This is a genomic window from Bacillus sp. RHFS10 (genome assembly GCF_016757475.1).
GTDB classification, from domain to species: Bacteria; Bacillota; Bacilli; order Bacillales; family Bacillaceae; genus Bacillus; species Bacillus subtilis_G.
In genome coordinates this window covers 111,378-129,698 of the sequence record NZ_JAESPO010000003.1, presented here as the reverse complement: position 1 = coordinate 129,698, position 18,321 = coordinate 111,378, and the positions used below count along the sequence as shown (strand labels likewise).

General features: G+C 46.6%; 18 protein-coding genes and 1 pseudogene. 11 read left to right on the top strand and 8 right to left on the bottom strand.

Going from position 1 to position 18,321, the window contains the following annotated elements:
• Positions 1-20 precede the first annotated feature (20 nt).
• From JMN17_RS13230 to JMN17_RS13220, 3 genes are all read left to right on the top strand, one after another.
• Positions 21-467, top strand: coding sequence for a YfmQ family protein (locus JMN17_RS13230; protein ID WP_087992518.1), 447 nt, complete (start codon positions 21-23; stop codon positions 465-467).
• Between the two features lie 123 nt (positions 468-590).
• Positions 591-1,013 (top strand): MerR family transcriptional regulator, encoded by a 423-nt coding sequence (locus tag JMN17_RS13225; protein WP_010330336.1) that lies wholly within the window; start codon positions 591-593, stop codon positions 1,011-1,013.
• Between the two features lie 64 nt (positions 1,014-1,077).
• Complete coding sequence (locus tag JMN17_RS13220) at positions 1,078-2,268, top strand: MFS transporter (protein ID WP_087992519.1); 1,191 nt, start codon at positions 1,078-1,080, stop codon at positions 2,266-2,268.
• Between the two features lie 35 nt (positions 2,269-2,303).
• Here the strand turns inward: JMN17_RS13220 and JMN17_RS13215 are convergent, their stop codons facing one another.
• On the bottom strand, positions 2,304-2,801 hold the full coding sequence (locus JMN17_RS13215; RefSeq protein ID WP_087992520.1) for a GNAT family N-acetyltransferase: 498 nt from the start codon (positions 2,799-2,801) through the stop codon (positions 2,304-2,306).
• 332 nt (positions 2,802-3,133) lie between these two features.
• Between JMN17_RS13215 and JMN17_RS13210 the strand changes: the two are divergent.
• Positions 3,134-3,287 (top strand): annotated as a pseudogene (locus tag JMN17_RS13210) (hypothetical protein).
• A 118-nt stretch (positions 3,288-3,405) separates the two neighbouring features.
• On the opposite strand, the gene JMN17_RS13205 reads toward JMN17_RS13210, so the two are convergent.
• Positions 3,406-4,962, bottom strand: a complete 1,557-nt coding sequence (locus tag JMN17_RS13205) for an ABC-F family ATP-binding cassette domain-containing protein (protein ID WP_202328303.1) — start codon at positions 4,960-4,962, stop codon at positions 3,406-3,408.
• Between the two features lie 174 nt (positions 4,963-5,136).
• Here JMN17_RS13205 and JMN17_RS13200 point away from each other — a divergent pair, with 174 nt between their 5' ends.
• Both JMN17_RS13200 and JMN17_RS13195 read left to right on the top strand, forming a co-directional pair.
• A complete protein-coding gene (locus JMN17_RS13200; RefSeq protein ID WP_087992522.1) occupies positions 5,137-6,267 on the top strand; it encodes a DEAD/DEAH box helicase in 1,131 nt (376 codons plus the stop codon).
• A 69-nt stretch (positions 6,268-6,336) separates the two neighbouring features.
• Positions 6,337-6,783, top strand: coding sequence for a GNAT family N-acetyltransferase (locus JMN17_RS13195; RefSeq protein WP_087992523.1), 447 nt, complete (start codon positions 6,337-6,339; stop codon positions 6,781-6,783).
• 54 nt (positions 6,784-6,837) lie between these two features.
• On the opposite strand, the gene JMN17_RS13190 is transcribed toward JMN17_RS13195, so the two are convergent.
• The 6 genes from JMN17_RS13190 to JMN17_RS13165 all read right to left on the bottom strand — a co-directional run bounded on the left by JMN17_RS13190 (position 6,838) and on the right by JMN17_RS13165 (position 12,271).
• On the bottom strand, positions 6,838-7,857 hold the full coding sequence (locus JMN17_RS13190; protein WP_202328302.1) for an NADP-dependent oxidoreductase: 1,020 nt from the start codon (positions 7,855-7,857) through the stop codon (positions 6,838-6,840).
• 104 nt (positions 7,858-7,961) lie between these two features.
• Entirely contained in the window at positions 7,962-8,762 is an 801-nt protein-coding gene (gene yfmF / locus JMN17_RS13185) for a Fe(3+)-citrate ABC transporter ATP-binding protein YfmF (protein WP_087992525.1), read from the bottom strand.
• A 12-nt stretch (positions 8,763-8,774) separates the two neighbouring features.
• Complete coding sequence (gene yfmE / locus JMN17_RS13180; protein WP_202328301.1) at positions 8,775-9,776, bottom strand: Fe(3+)-citrate ABC transporter permease YfmE; 1,002 nt, start codon at positions 9,774-9,776, stop codon at positions 8,775-8,777.
• A complete protein-coding gene (gene fecD, locus JMN17_RS13175) occupies positions 9,773-10,774 on the bottom strand; it encodes a Fe(3+) dicitrate ABC transporter permease FecD (RefSeq protein WP_087992527.1) in 1,002 nt (333 codons plus the stop codon). The genes yfmE and fecD overlap by 4 nt, the downstream gene beginning before the upstream one ends.
• 71 nt (positions 10,775-10,845) lie before the next feature.
• Positions 10,846-11,793 (bottom strand): Fe(3+)-citrate ABC transporter substrate-binding protein YfmC, encoded by a 948-nt coding sequence (yfmC, locus tag JMN17_RS13170; RefSeq protein WP_202328300.1) that lies wholly within the window; start codon positions 11,791-11,793, stop codon positions 10,846-10,848.
• Between the two features lie 109 nt (positions 11,794-11,902).
• Positions 11,903-12,271 carry a DUF3212 family protein gene (locus JMN17_RS13165; protein ID WP_202328299.1) on the bottom strand — a complete coding sequence of 123 codons (369 nt, stop codon included), beginning with the start codon at positions 12,269-12,271 and terminating at the stop codon, positions 11,903-11,905.
• A 242-nt stretch (positions 12,272-12,513) separates the two neighbouring features.
• Here JMN17_RS13165 and JMN17_RS13160 point away from each other — a divergent pair, with 242 nt between their 5' ends.
• The 5 genes from JMN17_RS13160 to JMN17_RS13140 all read left to right on the top strand — a co-directional run bounded on the left by JMN17_RS13160 (position 12,514) and on the right by JMN17_RS13140 (position 18,321).
• Positions 12,514-12,861 carry a general stress protein gene (locus JMN17_RS13160; RefSeq protein ID WP_010330324.1) on the top strand — a complete coding sequence of 116 codons (348 nt, stop codon included), beginning with the start codon at positions 12,514-12,516 and terminating at the stop codon, positions 12,859-12,861.
• A gap of 193 nt (positions 12,862-13,054) precedes the next feature.
• On the top strand, positions 13,055-14,317 hold the full coding sequence (locus JMN17_RS13155) for a pectate lyase family protein (protein WP_202328298.1): 1,263 nt from the start codon (positions 13,055-13,057) through the stop codon (positions 14,315-14,317).
• A gap of 127 nt (positions 14,318-14,444) precedes the next feature.
• The gene (locus JMN17_RS13150) at positions 14,445-15,881 is read left to right on the top strand and encodes an anion permease (protein WP_202328297.1); all 1,437 of its coding nucleotides are present in this window, start codon (positions 14,445-14,447) and stop codon (positions 15,879-15,881) included.
• A 159-nt stretch (positions 15,882-16,040) separates the two neighbouring features.
• Positions 16,041-17,669, top strand: a complete 1,629-nt coding sequence (locus JMN17_RS13145; RefSeq protein WP_202328296.1) for a sensor histidine kinase — start codon at positions 16,041-16,043, stop codon at positions 17,667-17,669.
• On the top strand, positions 17,641-18,321 hold the full coding sequence (locus JMN17_RS13140) for a response regulator (RefSeq protein WP_202328295.1): 681 nt from the start codon (positions 17,641-17,643) through the stop codon (positions 18,319-18,321). Before JMN17_RS13145 ends, JMN17_RS13140 begins: the two co-directional genes overlap by 29 nt.

Sequence of the window (18,321 nt, the reverse complement as noted above, 5' to 3'; positions counted from 1 at the left end):
ACCAACGGAGATGATGAAGTATGACATGGACGATCGTGATGTTAATCCTCATGAGTCTGGTAAAAATCGTATTAACCTGTCTGCCAACAGGCGTCATGGAATGGCTGCTCAGCAAATTCGCGGTGCACGCCAAGCTGAGTGACGAAAATGCTGTTCTCTCTCTAGATGGAAAATGTCTCGAGGGCGAAGAGAAACAGAAAGTGATTGCGCAATTCAACGAAGCTGTCTTCCTGGAGAAATATTATATTTACCCAGGTGACGAAGAGCGTTATTTATATCCGGAAAACGGCGGCACGCCGCTGGTGATAGATACGAAAAAAGGCAAAAAAGATGTGAAACTGTTTGTATACAGCTATGACGACCATATCGACGTCATCAAACAATACAAGAAGAAAGTCATTGCGTATCAATTGCTTTCTGAAAGCCTTCAAAAGCAGTCTCTGTCAGTGACAGGAAGTTTAGCTTAAATAGGAAGGTGAAAAACGAGTGCTTTGTGCCACTCGTTTTTTTATTGTATTTCAAAACTTTACGTTTACGTTAAGGTTCAAAAGGTGTATAATGGTAACAGAAACGGCGAAGGGGGATTTACCTTGGAATGGATGAAGATTGATCAAGTAGCCAAAAGAAGCGGGCTGACTAAGCGTACCATCCGATTTTATGAAGAAATCGGCTTGATTCCCGCGCCGAAACGGACAGACGGCGGCGTAAGGCTATATTCAGAGGATGATATGGAGGAGCTTGAAAAAGTCATCAGCACAAAAGAGGTGCTCGGGTTTTCTCTTCAGGAGCTTCAGCATTTCATGGAAACCAGCCGCCAATTAGAGTTAAACAAAGAGGGGTATTTGTTGTCACTGGATCCTAAGGAACGGAAAGAAAAACTGGAGGAAATTCAGGAAAGCCTGAATCACCAGCTGGATTTGATTGATGAGAAAATCCGTACATTCCAAAGCTTTAAAGAACGCCTGCAAGGCATGAAAAATAAAGCGGAACGTGCCATTCAATCAATCGAATGAAAAATTTTCCAAACGCTATTTTGTAGCGTTTCTTTTAATGGAATAAAAATGGAGGTCAAGTCAAATGGATAAGACAACACAAGTGAATCAGAAGCCGGGCTTGCTCAGTCAGCCGAAAGCGGTATGGGCTGTCGCGTTTGCCTGTGTGATTTCCTTTATGGGAATCGGGCTGGTCGATCCAATTCTTCCGGCAATTGCCGCACAATTACATGCTTCACCTAGTGAAGTATCACTCTTGTTTACAAGTTATTTGCTTGTCACCGGATTTATGATGTTTTTCTCAGGAGCCATTTCCAGCCGCATTGGCGCGAAATGGACATTAATTCTCGGACTTATTTTTATTATTGTGTTTGCGGGGCTTGGCGGCAGCTCAAGCTCAATTGCTCAGCTAGTCGGCTATCGCGGCGGCTGGGGATTAGGAAACGCATTGTTTATTTCAACAGCGCTTGCGGTTATTGTCGGTGTGTCTGTCGGGGGCAGCGCTCAAGCGATTATTTTGTACGAGGCGGCGCTCGGACTCGGGATTTCGGTCGGGCCGCTTGCAGGCGGAGAACTCGGAAGCATCTCATGGCGCGCACCGTTCTTCGGCGTATCTGTCCTGATGTTTATTGCGTTAATCGCGATTTCTTTGATGCTGCCGAAATTGCCGAAACCGGCGAAACGAGTCGGTATGTTTGATGCGATGAAGGCGCTCAAATATAAAGGCCTGCTGACGATGGCGGCATCTGCGTTCTTATACAACTTTGGATTTTTTATTTTGCTTGCTTATTCTCCGTTCGTGCTGGATTTAGATGAACACGGTCTCGGATATGTCTTTTTTGGATGGGGACTGCTGTTAGCCATTACGTCAGTCTTTACGGCGCCAATCTTGCATAAAGCGCTGGGTACAGTGCGTTCGCTTGTCGTTCTCTTTATCGCCTTTGCAGTCATTCTCATGATCATGGGGATCTGGACAGACCATCAGACTTTGATTATTACATGTATCGTTGTCGCCGGTGCTGTCCTCGGTATGGTGAATACGATCATGACAACCGCTGTGATGGGTTCTGCGCCGGTTGAACGTTCAATCGCGTCTTCAGCCTACAGCTCAGTCCGCTTCATCGGCGGCGCGCTCGCTCCGTGGATTGCGGGAATGCTCTCAGAACACTTCACCGCAAGCACACCGTATACGGTAGGCGGAGTTGTCGTTTTTGTCGGCATGCTTGTCCTTCTCATGGGACGTAAACATCTTGCCGGAGTTAAGGCGGGACATTAAAACGAAAGACACTGCTCGTGAGGCAGTGTCTTTTTTTAATCGTGGAATCTTCCCATTACAACCGTATTGTAGTAGTTTCCGTCAGAAAGCAATTTCTCCTTTTTTAAGATTCCTTCTGCTTCAAATCCGTAGGTCTTATATAGTGAAATGGCTCTTTCGTTTGTTTCCAGGACATTCAGTGAGATTTTTTTCATTCCGTTGGTATCCGCCCAAGAGAGAGATTGCTGTAAAAGATGCTTCCCAATGCCATAACCCCAAAATTCTTTTAACACGCATACACCGAACTCCGCTTTATGAGAGGATCGTTTTAAATCAGTTCCCTCACATCTGGAAAACCCCGCGAGCCTTTCCTGCACTTCAGCCACTAAAAATAAGTTTCTCTTTTTCTCAGTATCTTCCTTTATCCGTTGTTCAAAATCCAGTTCATCTATAAAATCCTCGCCCTTCTCTCGATCCATGTATTCCGTTTCACCATCAATCTTCAGCCTTAAGGCAGACAGCTTTTGTGCCTCTTCTACACGAGCTGATCGAATAGTATACTGAAGCCCATTTACATTGAATTCTTTTTTTCGATGATCATGTTATACCCCTTTACTGTCAGTATGTGTTATTCGTTATAATGGCATCATAATCGAAATGGTGCAGGGGAAGGACAGCCTTTATGACAAAATTTTACTATTTAACGGCTAAAACGCCTTTAGAAACCGGTTTTTTCAGGCAGCAAGAACGGCATTCGCGGAAAGGGCATCCGCTTAGGTCAGGCATCGACGCGGCGGGCATTTATCTTGAAGAAACTGAGGATGTATCCGTTCATCTACGATTGCCATATCATGTGATGGTCCATGCTGTAGAGGGGACGTTTGCCATGGATAAGGCAAAGCCTGACGAATATGATCAGAAGTGTTTACAGGCATTGTATCAATACATACACAGCGTCATGAAAAACAGCTTTTCTGTCGAGTGGTTCACCGCATGGGCTGATGAGGAGGACTTTAAGCTATCGGCGAAAAGAGAGCTGACACTTGATGAATTCACATCGCCATTGCAGCTCATTTTAAAAGACAGAGAGCTTCTGAGAATCGTTCAGAAAAAATGGCAGTGAAAAACCCGCCCTTCAGCAGGCGGGTTTTCTTCGATTTAAAGCACTTTCGTCGTCCAAGACTCGCAGTTCCACGTTTCTGTCGCGATATCCATATAAAACTCTGGCTCGTGGGAGATGAGCAGAATGGAGCCTTTGTATTCTTTAAGCGCGCGCTTGAGCTCTTCCTTCGCGTCGACATCCAAGTGGTTTGTCGGTTCATCGAGCACCAGCAGGTTTGTTTCTGAATTGATCAGCTTGCACAATCTGACTTTCGCTTTTTCGCCCCCGCTTAATACGGATACGCGGCTTTCGATATGTTTTGTCGTCAGCCCGCATTTGGCCAGAGCGGCCCGGATTTCGTACTGCGTGTAAGAAGGGAATTCGCTCCATACCTCTTCGATGCACGTATTGTTGTTTGACTCCTTGACCTCTTGCTCGAAATAGCCGGTAAAAAGGTGCTCGCCGCGTTCAACCGAGCCTTCAAGCGGCTGGATTTCGCCAAGCAGGCTTTTCAGCAAGGTCGTTTTTCCGATCCCGTTTGCGCCGTAAAGGGCGATTTTTTGCCCGCGCTCCATGCGGAGGTTGAGCGGGCGTGACAGCGGGGAATCGTAACCAATGACTAAATCCTTCGTTTCAAATATCAGCTTGCCTGACGTTCTCGCCGACTTGAAGTGGAATTCCGGTTTTGGCTTTTCTGCCGCAAGCTCGATCATATCCATCTTATCGAGTTTCTTTTGGCGGGACATCGCCATGTTTCTTGTGCTGACACGGGCTTTGTTGCGGGCAACGAAATCCTTCAGCTCCGCGACTTCTTGCTGCTGCTTTTTGTAGGCTGCTTCAAGCTGCTGTTTCTTCACCTCGTAGACTTCCATAAACTGATGGTAGTCGCCGACATAGCGTGTGAGCTCTTGATTTTCAACATGATAAATCAGGTTGATGACGCTGTTTAAGAACGGAATGTCATGGGAAATCAGGATAAACGCGTTCTCGTATTCCTGCAGGTAGCGTTTCAGCCACTCAATATGCTGCTCATCAAGATAGTTGGTCGGCTCATCGAGAAGCAGAATTTCCGGTTTTTCAAGGAGAAGCTTGGCGAGAAGAACCTTGGTGCGCTGTCCGCCGCTCAAATCGGTGACATCACGCTCCAATCCGATATCGCTCAAACCGAGTCCCCGGGCGATTTCTTCCACCTTAGAATCAATGACATAAAAATCATTATTCGTCAGCGCGTCTTGAATCACGCCGACTTCTTCAAGCAGCTTTTCGAGTTCATCGGGATCAGCTTCGCCCATTTTGTTGTAAATCTCGTTCATTTCCTCTTCCATCGCAAATAAATAATGGAACGCGTCTTTTAGGACATCACGAATGGATTTTCCTTTTTCCAGCACGGTATGCTGATCCAGATAGCCGACACGGACATTTTTTGACCATTCGACTTTTCCCTCATCAGGTTCAAGCTTTCCGGTAATAATATTCATGAAGGTGGATTTTCCTTCACCGTTTGCGCCGATCAGCCCGACGTGCTCGCCTTTTAGCAGGCGGAAGGAGACGTTATTAAAAATGGCCCGGTCACCGAAGCCGTGACTTAAATCCTTTACAGATAAAATACTCATATTTACACCTCTATCGTTTATCAAACACGCACAATCGGCGTGTATTATTCACCCTTATGATTATAAAGGAGGAATCGAAATGTTGAAAGGTATAGGAAAGAAAAAGAAAAATTGCGTTCTGGGCGAGCTTTTGAGATACTATGGAATAGATTTCACGAATTGAGGAGAACAAAAATGACGCAAACTTGGCCATTTTTACATAATGCACAATCATTTATACAAGAGAATTGGAATGCTTCCGGCTTTCAAAAGCCGACGCCTGTTCAGGAACAGGCGGCTCAGCTGATTATGGACGGAAAGGATGTCATCGCGGAATCGCCGACAGGCACAGGCAAGACGCTGGCGTACGCGCTTCCGGTCATGGAGCGGATCAAACCAGATCAGAAGCATCCGCAGACAGTGATCTTAGCGCCTTCGCGTGAGCTGGTGATGCAGATCTTTCAGGTGATTCAGGATTGGAAAGCGGGCTCGGAGCTGCGCGCGGCTTCCTTAATCGGCGGGGCGAACGTGAAGAAGCAGGTCGAAAAGCTGAAGAAACATCCGCATATCATTGTCGGCACGCCAGGCAGGGTGTTTGAACTGATTAAAGCGAAGAAATTAAAGATGCATGAAGTGAAAACGATCGTGCTTGATGAAACGGATCAACTTATCCTGCCGGAGCATCGCGAAACGATCAAGCAAATCATGAAAACGACATTAAGAGACCGCCAGCTTCTGTGCTTCTCTGCCACGCTCAAACAGGAAACAGAGGACGTGATCCGCGAATTGGCGCATGAGCCTGAGGTGTTGAAGGTGCAGCGAAGCAAGGCGGAAGCTGGGAAAGTGAAACATCAATATCTGATTTGCGACCAGCGTGATAAAGTGAAGCTGCTGCAAAAGCTGTCAAGGCTTCAAGGCATGCAGGCACTCGTGTTTGTGAGAGATATCGGCAACCTGAGTGTGTATGCGGAAAAGCTGGAGTATCACCATGTCGATCTCGGCGTGCTGCACAGTGAAGCGAAAAAAATGGAGCGTGCGAAAATCATTGCCGCATTCGAAGACGGGGAATTCCCGCTCTTATTGGCGACTGACATTGCCGCACGCGGCTTGGACATTGAAAACCTGCCGTACGTGATTCATGCCGATATTCCTGACGAAGATGGCTACGTTCACAGATCAGGCCGAACAGGCCGAGCTGGGAAAGAAGGGAACGTACTGAGCCTCGTCACAAAACTGGAAGAGTCAAAGCTGAAGAAAATGGCGAAGAAGCTTGGTGTGGAGCTGAGTGAAGCTGTGTATGCAGGCGGAAAACTGAAAACGAAATAAAAAGGAGGGCGAAAAGCCCTTCTTTTTTGTTGTAAAATAATAGAAAAGGTTATGCGCGGGGGTGGGGAGATGGCTTCAATAGACAGATTTCAAATAGTGAAGGAGCCTGAGCTGAAAATCATTGAACACTGGTTCCGAAATGAGGATACCAGGCGGAGAATGGATGGGATGTTGCCATTAGATGTGTGGTATGCACGAGTGAATGAAGATGAAAACGATTCTGTCATCATGGCATATGACGGGCAGCTGCCGGCGGGAATGGTCGTTATGGAGTTCGTGGAGGAGCGGGCGTATATTGGATTGATCGTCAATCCTTTGTACCGGCTTCAAGGGTATGGAAAACAGATATTGCAAAACCTGCGTAATCATCCTGATTTGACGAGAGTGCGGGAATGGGCCGCGTGCATTGAAGAAGACAATCAAATTAGTGTGGCTTGCTTTCAAGCAGCGGGATTTACGTTGGAAGACACTGAACCTGATGAAGATGGCTTTCTCACTTTGATTCTTCGTATCTGACCTCATACAAAAACAAAAGGAGGGCGAAAAGCCCTCCTTGTTTTCATTATCATATCAGCTCGGATCACTGACTTTGATCAGCTGTTTTCCTTTATTTTCGCCTTTAAACAAGCCGAGAAACGCGTCAGGAATGTTTTCGAAGCCTTCTGTGATGGTTTCCTCGTAATGAAGCTTTCCATCCTTCAGCCATTCGGCCAGCTGTTTTGCTCCTTCAGGAAAACGGTCGGAGTAGTCGCCTACGATAAACCCTTGCATCAGCGACTTCGTTTTGATCAGCTTCGATTGGACGCGGGGGCCCATGTCATCCGCATCGCTTTCCGCATTATAGGAAGAAATGGCACCGCACACCGGAATGCGGGCAAATTCATTGAGCAGGTTCATGACCGCATCTGAAATCGGCCCGCCGACATTGTCAAAGTATACGTCGACACCGTCAGGACAAGCGTTTTCAAGTGCTTTTTGAATATCATCAGCTGTTTTGTAATTGATGGCTTCGTCAAACTGCAGCTCCTGTTTTAAATAGGCGATTTTTTCATCAGAGCCCGCGATGCCGACAACTCGCGCGCCTTTGATTTTGGCAATTTGTCCAACCGTTGAACCGACGGCTCCCGCAGCTCCGGAGACAACAACGGTTTCGCCTTCTTTCGGGCGCCCGATGTCCAGCAGTCCAAAATATGCCGTCAAGCCGGTCATTCCTAAAATGCCGAGATAGGCCGAAGCGGGAGCGAGGCTTGTATCAATTTTTCGCAAGGCAGACTCGCTCACAGCGGAAAATTCCTGCCAGTTGAGGTTTCCGATGACGATATCGCCTTTTTTCAGATGCTCACCGTCTGACACGACTTCAGCGATCACCCCGCCAGAGAGCGGTTCATTCAAGCCGAACGGTTCGACATATGACTTCGTATCCTGCATACGGCCGCGCATATAAGGGTCAACGGATACATAAAGCGTTTTGACAAGCACTTCCCCTTGTTTCGGCTCGGGGACCGGAATGGTTTCAAAGCGAAAGTCTTCATGAACGGGAACACCTTGCGGACGTTTTGCTAATTGAATTTGCTGCTGAGATGCTGTCATTTTCATCCTCCTATCATTTCATTGACACCACTGTAACATGGAGAGGAGGAGAAATACAAAAGGTAAGCTGGCATACAAAAAAGGAGAGGGGTTTCCTCTCCTTTTTATGTCGCCCGTAATTTCGGGCACAGCCCCGTCGGCAGGCACATGGGCTTCTGGTCGATCGGGCTTCTCATGATGCAGCATTCCAAGCCGAAGACTTCACGGAAAAACGGCTGGGTAAACACATCTTCCGGTGTACCGGCATTGTATATTTTTCCGTCCAGCACACTGATCAGATAGTCGGCATATTGAGCGGCCTGGTTTAAATCATGGAGCACCATCACAACGGTGCGGCCGTGATCGCGGTTCAGCTTTTTCAGCAGTTCAAGCACTTCAATCTGGTGTGAAATGTCTAAATACGTGGTCGGTTCATCAAGCAAAAGTAAATCAGTGCCTTGAGCAAGCGCCATGGAAATCCATGCTCTTTGTCTTTGGCCGCCTGAGAGGGCATCCAGTGTCCGTTCTTTCAGCTCAATCATTCCCGTTGCTTCTAGCGCCCACTCTACCATATCGTGATCCTCTTGGGTATGCTTGGATAATAGCTTTTTATGAGGATGTCTGCCAAAATAGCATAATTCCTCCACTGTCAATCCTTCAGGCGCCTGAGGCGATTGAGGAAGAATGGCCAGCTTTTTGGCGACTTCTTTTGACGGCTGGCGGTGTATATCTTTTCCTTCCAATAGGACCGTACCGCTTTTTGGAGCCATCAGCCTGGCGAGCGATTTGAGGATTGTTGATTTCCCGCAGCCATTGGCACCGATGAGCGCAGTGATTTTTCCTTCTTCTATCTTTAAGTCGACTCCGTCAATAATCACCGTGCTGTCATATGAAAGAGTGAGCTGGTCTGCAGCCAGTTTTCCCATGGTATCCTCTCCCTACTGTTTCCTCGCTTCGAATTTCAATAAATATAAGAAATAAGGCGCTCCGATCACGGCTGTTAATATTCCGGCAGGTATTTCAACCGGAGGCATGATGCTGCGCCCTAACGTATCTGCAATTAATAAGATAATAGCACCAATCAATGCCGATGCAGGCAGTAAATATTTAGCTTTTTCTCCGGCAAGCCTTCTGGCGATATGCGGCGCAAGCAGCCCGATAAAACCGATTGATCCGACGACGGCTACACAGCTCCCCGCCAGTGCAACTGCGGTGAAAATCAGGATGAATCTCAGCCTGTTTGCGTTTTCGCCGAGACCCTGTGCTAGCTCATCTCCGAGTGACATCAGATCCAGCTTCGGAATGAGGATGCAGACAATCGGCAAAAGGACAAGAAGCCATGGCGCAAGGAGCTTGACTTCTTCCCAGTTTCTTCCCCAGAGGCTGCCTGTCAGCCAAATGAGCGCTGCATTGACGTCGCCCGGAAACTTGACCATCATATATTGCATCCCGGCATGGCAGACCGCGCCTAATGCGATGCCTGATAAAGCCAATGAAGAGGGCTGAATGCCTTTTTTTCGGGCGATCATTAACAATAGTACAGCAATAATGGCTGCTCCGGCAAATGCGGAGAACGGAAGCACGTACACCGGCGATTCAGGAAACATTAGAATCACTGTCATCGCCGCGAGTCCGGACCCTTTTGAAATGCCGACAACGTCCGGAGACGCAAGGGGATTTCGGATGACGCCCTGCAAAATCGCTCCGGCCGCGGCCAGTCCAGCACCGGCCAAAATCGCTAATAGTATCCGTGGAAGGCGGTATTGCTGGATGATGAATTCAAAGGATTGATCCAGGCCCAGCAAATTCGTCACCACCGCATCCGGGGAAATGTATAATGCACCGAAGCCGATGCTGATGATAGACAGAACGATCAGAAGCACAGCCAATATGAGTATCGCCAGCAAGGGGCGTTTTTGCTTTCTGGTTGTTTTCTTCATTTCAGATTTCGCCCTTTCCTTGCCAAATATAAGAAGAATGGTGTTCCGATAATCGCGGTGACAATGCCGACCGGTGATTCATAAGGAAAGGCAATCCATCTGGCCAGAACATCTGCGTACACCAGCAAAATAGCACCGAACAGCGCTGAAAACGGAAGCACATATTGATAATGTTCTCCGATCAGCTTGCGGACAATATGCGGAACGAGCAGTCCGACAAAGCCGATCGGCCCGGCGACGGCTACGGAAGCGCCGGAAAGAATTAAAATGACAAAACTAATCAGAATCCGGATGCCGTTCATATTTTGCCCAAGCCCTTTTGCCGTTTCGTCACCGAGACCGAGAACAGAAATAGAACCGGAAAACATGAGGGCAAGCCCGATGCCGATGACAGAAAACGGAGCGATGGTCATGACGTCCTGCCAATTGCTGCCGTCTATCGCGCCTGTCATCCAGTACAGAACATCCTCTCCCGACTCATTTAAAATAATGATGGCCTGTGTCATGGAGGAGAGGAACAAATGCACCGCCATTCCCGACAGCGCCAGCTTGACAGGTGTCATTCCGCCGGATGAGGCAATCGTATACACAATCGCGCCTCCTGCGGCCGCACCCGCAAAAGCGAATACAACGGAGGAATAGGGCGATGCCGGCAGAATGACGAGAGCGGCAACAACAAAAAGAGACGCACCCGCATTCACACCGAAAATTTGAGGCGAAGCCAAAGGGTTTCTGGTCATGGCCTGCATCAGCGCCCCTGCTACGGCCAGGCTGGCGCCGACGAAAACGCCGATTAATGTGCGGGGAAGGCGAAGAGTAGAGATGATGAGCTGTTCCTTTGAACCGTCCCATACAAAAAGGTATTTCAATGAATCTATGATGCTGATATCTGAGGCTCCTACTGAAAGATTCAGCCCAAGCCCGAATATCAAAATGATTAGTGCGATGAGGAACATCATCAGTCTTGATGATGAACGCCGTTTGGCTGAATGATACAACAGTCTCACTTCCTTACTGCGTCTGGTTGCAAAAACGAAGAAGCAAGGATCTCCCCTCGCTTCTCATTGTCCTACTTATTATACACTTTTTTAAGCACGTCTTTGGCGCTTGTTTCACTAGACTTGATGCCTCTGAATCTTGTCCAAGTGTCACGGTCCGCATCATAGACTTGTCCGTTTTTCACCGCTTTGAGATTTTTCCAGAGCGGATTCGTTTTCCATTCATCTACAATGGTCTTGCCTTCATTGGCTGAAATGAACAAAATATCCGGGTCGATTTTGCTTAGTTGCTCGAGGCTGACCTCTTGATAGGCGTTATCCGATTTGACAGCGTGTGTAAAACCGAGCATTTTAAAGATTTCTCCGTCATAAGATGATGACGTATGAAGCTGGAATGAATCTGCTCTTGCAACCCCGAGGACGATGCTGCGGTTTTCATCTTTCGGAAGTTCCCCTTTTAGATGGTTGATGACTTTTTTGTGCTCGGCAAGCTTTTCTTTTCCTTCATCTTCTTTATTTAATGCTTTAGCAATGGTTGTAAAGCTGTCGATCGTCTCGTCATATGTCGCTTCCCGGCTTTTTAATTCAATCGTTGGGGCGATTTGTTTCAGCTGTTTATAAATGTTTTTATGGCGCTCAGCATCAGCGATGATTAAATCAGGCTTCAAGGAACTGATGACCTCAAGATTCGGTTCGCTGCGTGTACCTACAGATGTATAATCAATTGAGCTGCCGACAAGCTTTTTAATCATATCTTTTTTGTTGTCATCGGCGATGCCCGTCGGCGTAATGCCGAGATTGTATACAGCATCCAAGAATGAAAGCTCAAGGACAACCACTCGTTTAGGTGTGCCGCTTACTGTTGTTTTTTCTTCTTCGTGCTGGATCACTCTGGAATCCTTAGACTTGCTTTCGCTGCTTCCGCTGTTATTCTGGCTGGATGAACAGCCCGATATAATGAAGCAGGCGATTAATAAAACACTCATGATGGCAATCAACTTGTTAGAATAGGTGCGCATGTCATTCTTCCTTTTTTTAGATTTAGTAATGAGAATCATTATCACATGTAAACACTATAATAACATGGCTCATCATGTCAATATTTTTTAAATAAAGAAAGATGCGGGCTTACTGCTTTTTCATGAAAGCATCATCAGACACAAATAAATGGTATACAGCATTGCCGTGTCTGCGGGATAAAAACGCATTGGCATTGGCTTTAGAGGTTTCAAGCATGTCAGCGTTGACATATGGAAGGAGAGCGCCGAGATAGCCGGACAATTTCTTTTCTATTTCCTCTGAGAGCGCGAATTCAATGTCGCCAATATTCATGATAATCGAGAAAACAAAGTCGATATCGATTTGATATTTTTCCTCAGCAAAGACCGCCAGCTCGTGAATTCCGGGTGAACAGCCGGTCCGCTGATGGAAAATCTGTTTGACTAAATCACTCACAATCCATGCATTGTATTGCTGTTCTGGTGAAAAGTATTGCATTAGACATACCTCCTGCTTGTACGGATAAAGACAGCCATTCATGATCGTTTGCTCCGTGCAGCGGTTTCTCTTCGATTTTGACTTTTCTGAAAATATCTGTCGTTCCTATCACTTTACCATGGGCGGAAAATAAATGGCTACTACCATTCTTCCTGTTTTTCTCCTCAATGTTCTGGAATCTGTTTTATCAATATGCGATCGGGTATAAAAAAATATAGAAAACATGAAGGAGGAATGTTGAGATGAAACCAGTTGTAAAAGAGTATACAAACGACGAACAGCTCATGAAGGATGTGGAAGAATTACAGCAAATGGGTGTTGCGAAAGAGGATGTATACGTCTTAGCTCACGACGATGATAGAACGGAACGGCTTGCAGACAACACGAATGCCAACACGATCGGAGCCAAAGAAACGGGTCTCAAGCACGCGGTAGGGAACATGTTTAATAAAAAAGGTGACGAGCTCCGCAATCAAATTCATGAAATCGGCTTTTCTGAAGATGAGGCCGCTCAATTCGAAAAACGTTTAGATGAAGGGAAAGTGCTTCTTTTTGTGACAGATAATGAAAAAGTGAAATCCTGGGCTTAAAGCAGGGATATAACCCAAAAGGCAAACTTTGACCTTTTGGGTTTTTTGCGGTCTTTGCGGTGTATGGTTTGCAGAATGCCGCAATAAGATAGCGGAACATTTTCGGTTCTGCATGCCCCTCAATTTGCTATCATAATCTTTGTGAGAAATTGGGATATAATCTCACAAAATAGAAATTGGGGGTTCATAGAGAATGAAAAAAGTGATGTTAGCTACGGCTCTATTCTTAGGGTTGACTCCAGCTGGCGCGAACGCGGCGGATTTAGGCCATCAGACGTTAGGGTCAAATGATGGCTGGGGCGCGTACTCGACCGGCACGACAGGCGGATCAAAAGCATCGTCCTCGAACGTGTATACCGTCAGCAACAGAAACCAACTTGTCTCTGCATTAGGCAAGAAAACGGATACGACGCCTAAAATCATTTACATCAAGGGTACGATTGACATGAATGTCGATGACAATCTGAAGCCGCTTGACGCAGATGATTATGCTGACCCAGAGTACGATTTCAACAAATATTTAAAAGCTTATGATCCAAGCACATGGGGCAAAAAAGAGCCTTCCGGCACACAGGAAGAAGCCAGAGAACGTTCTCAAAAAAACCAAAAAGCACGAGTGATGATTGACATTCCTGCGAATACAACGATTGTCGGTTCAGGGACAAATGCCAAAATCGTGGGCGGAAACTTCCAAATCAAGAGTGATAATGTCATCATCCGCAACATCGAATTCCAGGATGCTTATGACTATTTTCCGCAATGGGACCCGACTGACGGGAGCTCAGGAAACTGGAACTCACAATATGACAACATCACAATAAACGGCGGCACGCATATATGGATTGACCATTGCACATTTAATGACGGATCCCGTCCTGACAGTACATCACCAAAGTATTATGGAAGAGAATATCAGCATCATGACGGCCAAACAGATGCTTCTAACGGCGCCAACTATATCACGATGTCTTACAACTATTATCACGATCACGATAAAAGCTCCATTTTTGGATCAAGCGACAGCAAAACCTCCGATGATGGCAAATTAAAAATTACGCTTCACCATAACCGCTACAAAAATATCGTTCAGCGCGCACCGAGAGTCCGCTTCGGGCAAGTGCACGTATACAACAACTATTATGAAGGCAGCAAAAGCTCCTCCGGCTATGCTTTCAGTTATGCATGGGGAATCGGAAAGTCATCTAAAATCTATGCTCAAAACAATGTCATTGACGTACCGGGACTGTCAGCTGAGAAAACAATCAGCGTATTTAAGGGTGGAACGGCTTTATATGACTCAGGCACATTGCTGAATGGCACGCAGATCAGCGCATCAGCTGCAAACGGGCTGAGCTCTTCTGTCGGCTGGAAACCATCTCTCCACGGCACAATCGATGATTCCGCGAATGTGAAATCGAATGTTATATCTCAAGCGGGTGCGGGTAAAGTAAATTAAGAAATGAAAAACACAAAGGGCTGCTCACCTTTGTGTTTTTTTAATTAATTAAATTATTTATTAATTTAGTTAAGGAGTAGAATGGGAAAGGGGATTAGAAAACAAGTATATAGGAGGAGACCTATTTATGGCTTCAGAAAAAGACGCAGGAAAACAGTCAGCAGTAAAACTTGTACCATTGCTTATTACTGTCGCTGTGGGATTGATCATCTGGTTTATTCCCGCTCCGTCCGGACTTGAACCTAAAGCTTGGCATTTGTTTGCGATCTTTGTCGCGACAATTATCGGCTTTATCTCCAAGCCCTTGCCAATGGGTGCAATTTCCATTTTTGCATTGGCGGTTACTGCACTAACTGGAACACTATCAATTGAGGATACATTAAGCGGATTCGGGAATAAGACCATCTGGCTGATCGTCATCGCATTCTTTATTTCCCGGGGATTTATCAAAACCGGACTCGGTGCGAGGATTTCGTATGTATTCGTTCAGAAATTCGGAAAAAAAACCCTTGGGCTTTCTTATTCACTGCTGTTCAGTGATTTAATACTTTCACCTGCCATTCCAAGTAATACGGCGCGTGCAGGAGGCATTATCTTTCCTATTATCAGATCATTATCCGAAACATTCGGATCAAGCCCGGCAAATGGAACAGAGAGAAAAATCGGCGCCTTCTTATTAAAAACCGGTTTTCAGGGGAACCTGATTACATCTGCCATGTTCTTAACGGCGATGGCAGCGAACCCGCTGATTGCCAAGCTGGCCCATGATGTCGCAGGAGTGGACTTAACATGGACAAGCTGGGCAATTGCCGCGATTGTACCGGGGCTTGTAAGCTTGATCATCACACCGCTTGTGATTTACAAACTGTATCCGCCGGAGATCAAAGAAACACCGGATGCTGCGAAAATCGCAACAGAAAAACTGAAAGAAATGGGACCGTTCAAAAAATCAGAGCTTTCCATGGTTATCGTATTTCTTTTAGTGCTTGTGCTGTGGATTTTTGGCGGCAGCTTCAACATCGACGCAACCACAACCGCATTGATCGGTTTGGCTGTTCTATTATTATCACAGGTTCTGACTTGGGATGACATTAAGAAAGAACAGGGCGCTTGGGATACGCTGACTTGGTTTGCGGCGCTTGTCATGCTGGCCAACTTCCTGAATGAGTTAGGCATGGTGTCTTGGTTCAGTAATGCCATGAAATCATCTGTATCAGGGTTCTCTTGGATTGTGGCATTCTTAATCTTAATTGTTGTGTATTTCTATTCACACTATTTCTTTGCAAGCGCGACAGCCCACATCAGCGCGATGTATTCAGCATTTTTGGCTGTGATCGTGGCAGCGGGCGCACCGCCGCTTTTGGCAGCATTGAGCCTCGCGTTCTTCAGCAACCTGTTCGGTTCAACGACTCACTACGGCGCTGGAGCGGCTCCGGTTTTCTTCGGAGCAGGCTATGTTCCGCAAAGCAAATGGTGGTCCATCGGATTTATCCTGTCAATCGTCCATATTGTCGTATGGCTTGTTATCGGTGGATTATGGTGGAAAGTACTAGGAATATGGTAGAAAGAAAAGGCAGACGCGGTCTGTCTTTTTTATATTCACTCCATTCAACGAATCTACATTCCTCCAATATTTTGCCCTTTTCAAGATAATGGATTTTGAAAAATAAGAAAATTAGCTATGAAAAATGGTATGATCTAGGTAGAAAGGACGGCTGGTGCTGTGGTGAAAAAGCGGTTCCATTTTTCTCTGCAAACAAAAATAATGGGGCTGATTGCGGCTCTGCTGGTTTTTGTCATTGGTGTGCTGACCATTACGTTAGCCGTTCAGCATACACAGGAAGAACGAAGACAGGCTGAGCAGCTTGCGGTTCAGACGGCGAGAACCATTTCCTATATGCCGCCGGCTAAAGAGCTTATTGAGAGAAAAGGCGGACATGCGGCAGAGGCGCAAGAGGTCATTGAACAAATGAAAGAACAGACTGGCGCTTATGCTATTTATATTTTAGATGAAAAAGGAGGCATTCGGAGCGCCTCGGGCAAAAACGGCCAAAAGAAGCTGGAGCGCAGCAGAGAAATTTTGTTTGGCGGCTCACACGTTTCTGAAACAAAAGCGGATGAACGGCGGGTGATCAGAGGGAGCGCCCCGATTATGAAAGAACAGAAGGGATACAGCCAAGTGATCGGCAGCGTATCTGTTGATTTTCTGCAAACGGAGACAGAGCAAAGCATCAAAAAACATTTGAGAAATTTGAGTGTGATCGCTGTGCTTGTGCTGCTGCTTGGATTTGCCGGTGCCGCCGCGCTGGCGAAAAGCATCAGGAAGGATACGCTTGGCCTTGAGCCGCATGAGATCGCGTCTCTTTATCGGGAGAGGAATGCAATGCTTTTCGCGATTCGAGAAGGGGTTATTGCTACCAATCGGGAAGGCGTCGTCACGATGATGAACGTGTCGGCTGCTGAGATGCTGAAGCTTCCCGAGCCTGTGATCCATCTTCCTATTGATGATGTCATGCCGGGCGCCGGGCTGAAGAATGTGCTTGAGCAAGGAGAGATGCTGCCGAACCAGGAGGTAAGTGTCAACGATCAAGTCTTTATTATCAATACGAAAGTGATGACTCAAGGCGGGCAGGCGTATGGGATTGTCGTCAGTTTCCGGGAGAAAACAGAGCTGAAAAAACTGATCGACAAACTGACAGAGGTCCGCAAATATTCAGAGGATCTTAGGGCTCAGACCCATGAATTTTCAAATAAGCTTTACGCGATCTTAGGGCTGCTTGAGCTTGGGGAGTATGATGAAGCCGTTGATCTGATTAAAGAAGAATACACGATACAAAATGAACAGCATGATATATTATTCCAGAACATCGATTCACAGCAGGTACAGGCGATTTTGCTGGGGAAAATGGGCAAAGCTTCGGAAAAAAAGGTCAAGCTGGCTATCGATGATAACAGCTCGCTCGCGCCTCTTCCTGCACATATCGGCTTATCCCATCTCATTACGATTATCGGGAACCTAATTGATAACGCTTTCGAAGCTGTAGTCGATCAAAGCGTGAAGGAGGTATTGTTTTTCATCACGGATATAGGGCATGACATTGTCATCGAAGTATCGGACACAGGGCCCGGTGTGCCGCCCGATAAGATGGAAGCTGTGTTTCAAAGAGGCTTTTCTTCAAAGGGGATGAAGAGAGGCTACGGTCTGGCCAATGTCAAAGACTCAGTGCATGAACTGGGCGGCTGGATTGAACTGGCGAATCAAAAAACTGGCGGTGCGGTATTCACTGTATTTATACCGAAGGAGAAACAAAGGGGGAATCCATTTGATTCACATCGCGATTGCGGAGGATGATTTTCGGGTTGCGCAAATCCATGAGAGATTGATTGAACAGCTTGATGGATTCAAGGTTATCGGCAAGGCGGCAAACGCTAAAGAAACAATGGCGCTTTTGGAGAAACAAAGGGCTGATTTGCTTCTGCTGGATATTTATATGCCGGACGAGCTTGGGACCACATTGATACCTGAGATACGAAGGCGTTTTCCCGAAGTGGATATTATGATTATCACAGCGGCAACAGAAACCCGGCATTTACAAGAAGCACTCCGGGCCGGGATAGCCCACTATTTGATCAAACCCGTAACGGCTGACAAGTTCAGACAGGTGCTGCTTCAGTATAAAGAAAAAAGGAAGCTACTTTTGTCTCAGCCGGAGGTCAGCCAATCTTTAATCGATCATATATTCGGGAACGGTGTGAAGACATCTTTGCCGGCAGAGGAGTTGCCGACAGGCATTAATTCGATTACACTGCGAAAAATTAAGGAAGCGCTTCGGAATGCGTTAGAAGGATTGACAGCGGAAGAGCTTGGGGAAAAAATGGGGGCGTCACGAACGACTGCCCGCCGTTATGCAGAGTACCTTGTGTCAAAGGAAGAAGCACGAGCCGAGCTTGAGTACGGGATTATCGGCAGGCCGGAGAGAAAATATTATTTGGCGGCGGATTAG

Bases quoted from the DNA above. Each gene is read 5' to 3' on its own strand.
- JMN17_RS13230 (WP_087992518.1), top strand. From the start codon at position 21: ATGACATGGACGATCGTGATGTTAATCCTCATGAGTCTGGTAAAAATC.
- JMN17_RS13220 (WP_087992519.1), top strand. From the start codon at position 1,078: ATGGATAAGACAACACAAGTGAATCAGAAGCCGGGCTTGCTCAGTCAG.
- JMN17_RS13205 (WP_202328303.1), bottom strand. From the start codon at position 4,962: ATGAGTATTTTATCTGTAAAGGATTTAAGTCACGGCTTCGGTGACCGG.
- JMN17_RS13200 (WP_087992522.1), top strand. From the start codon at position 5,137: ATGACGCAAACTTGGCCATTTTTACATAATGCACAATCATTTATACAA.
- JMN17_RS13195 (WP_087992523.1), top strand. From the start codon at position 6,337: ATGGCTTCAATAGACAGATTTCAAATAGTGAAGGAGCCTGAGCTGAAA.
- JMN17_RS13190 (WP_202328302.1), bottom strand. From the start codon at position 7,857: ATGACAGCATCTCAGCAGCAAATTCAATTAGCAAAACGTCCGCAAGGT.
- yfmF (WP_087992525.1), bottom strand. From the start codon at position 8,762: ATGGGAAAACTGGCTGCAGACCAGCTCACTCTTTCATATGACAGCACG.
- yfmE (WP_202328301.1), bottom strand. From the start codon at position 9,776: ATGAAGAAAACAACCAGAAAGCAAAAACGCCCCTTGCTGGCGATACTC.
- yfmC (WP_202328300.1), bottom strand. From the start codon at position 11,793: ATGCGCACCTATTCTAACAAGTTGATTGCCATCATGAGTGTTTTATTA.
- JMN17_RS13165 (WP_202328299.1), bottom strand. From the start codon at position 12,271: ATGCAATACTTTTCACCAGAACAGCAATACAATGCATGGATTGTGAGT.
- JMN17_RS13160 (WP_010330324.1), top strand. From the start codon at position 12,514: ATGAAACCAGTTGTAAAAGAGTATACAAACGACGAACAGCTCATGAAG.
- JMN17_RS13155 (WP_202328298.1), top strand. From the start codon at position 13,055: ATGAAAAAAGTGATGTTAGCTACGGCTCTATTCTTAGGGTTGACTCCA.
- JMN17_RS13150 (WP_202328297.1), top strand. From the start codon at position 14,445: ATGGCTTCAGAAAAAGACGCAGGAAAACAGTCAGCAGTAAAACTTGTA.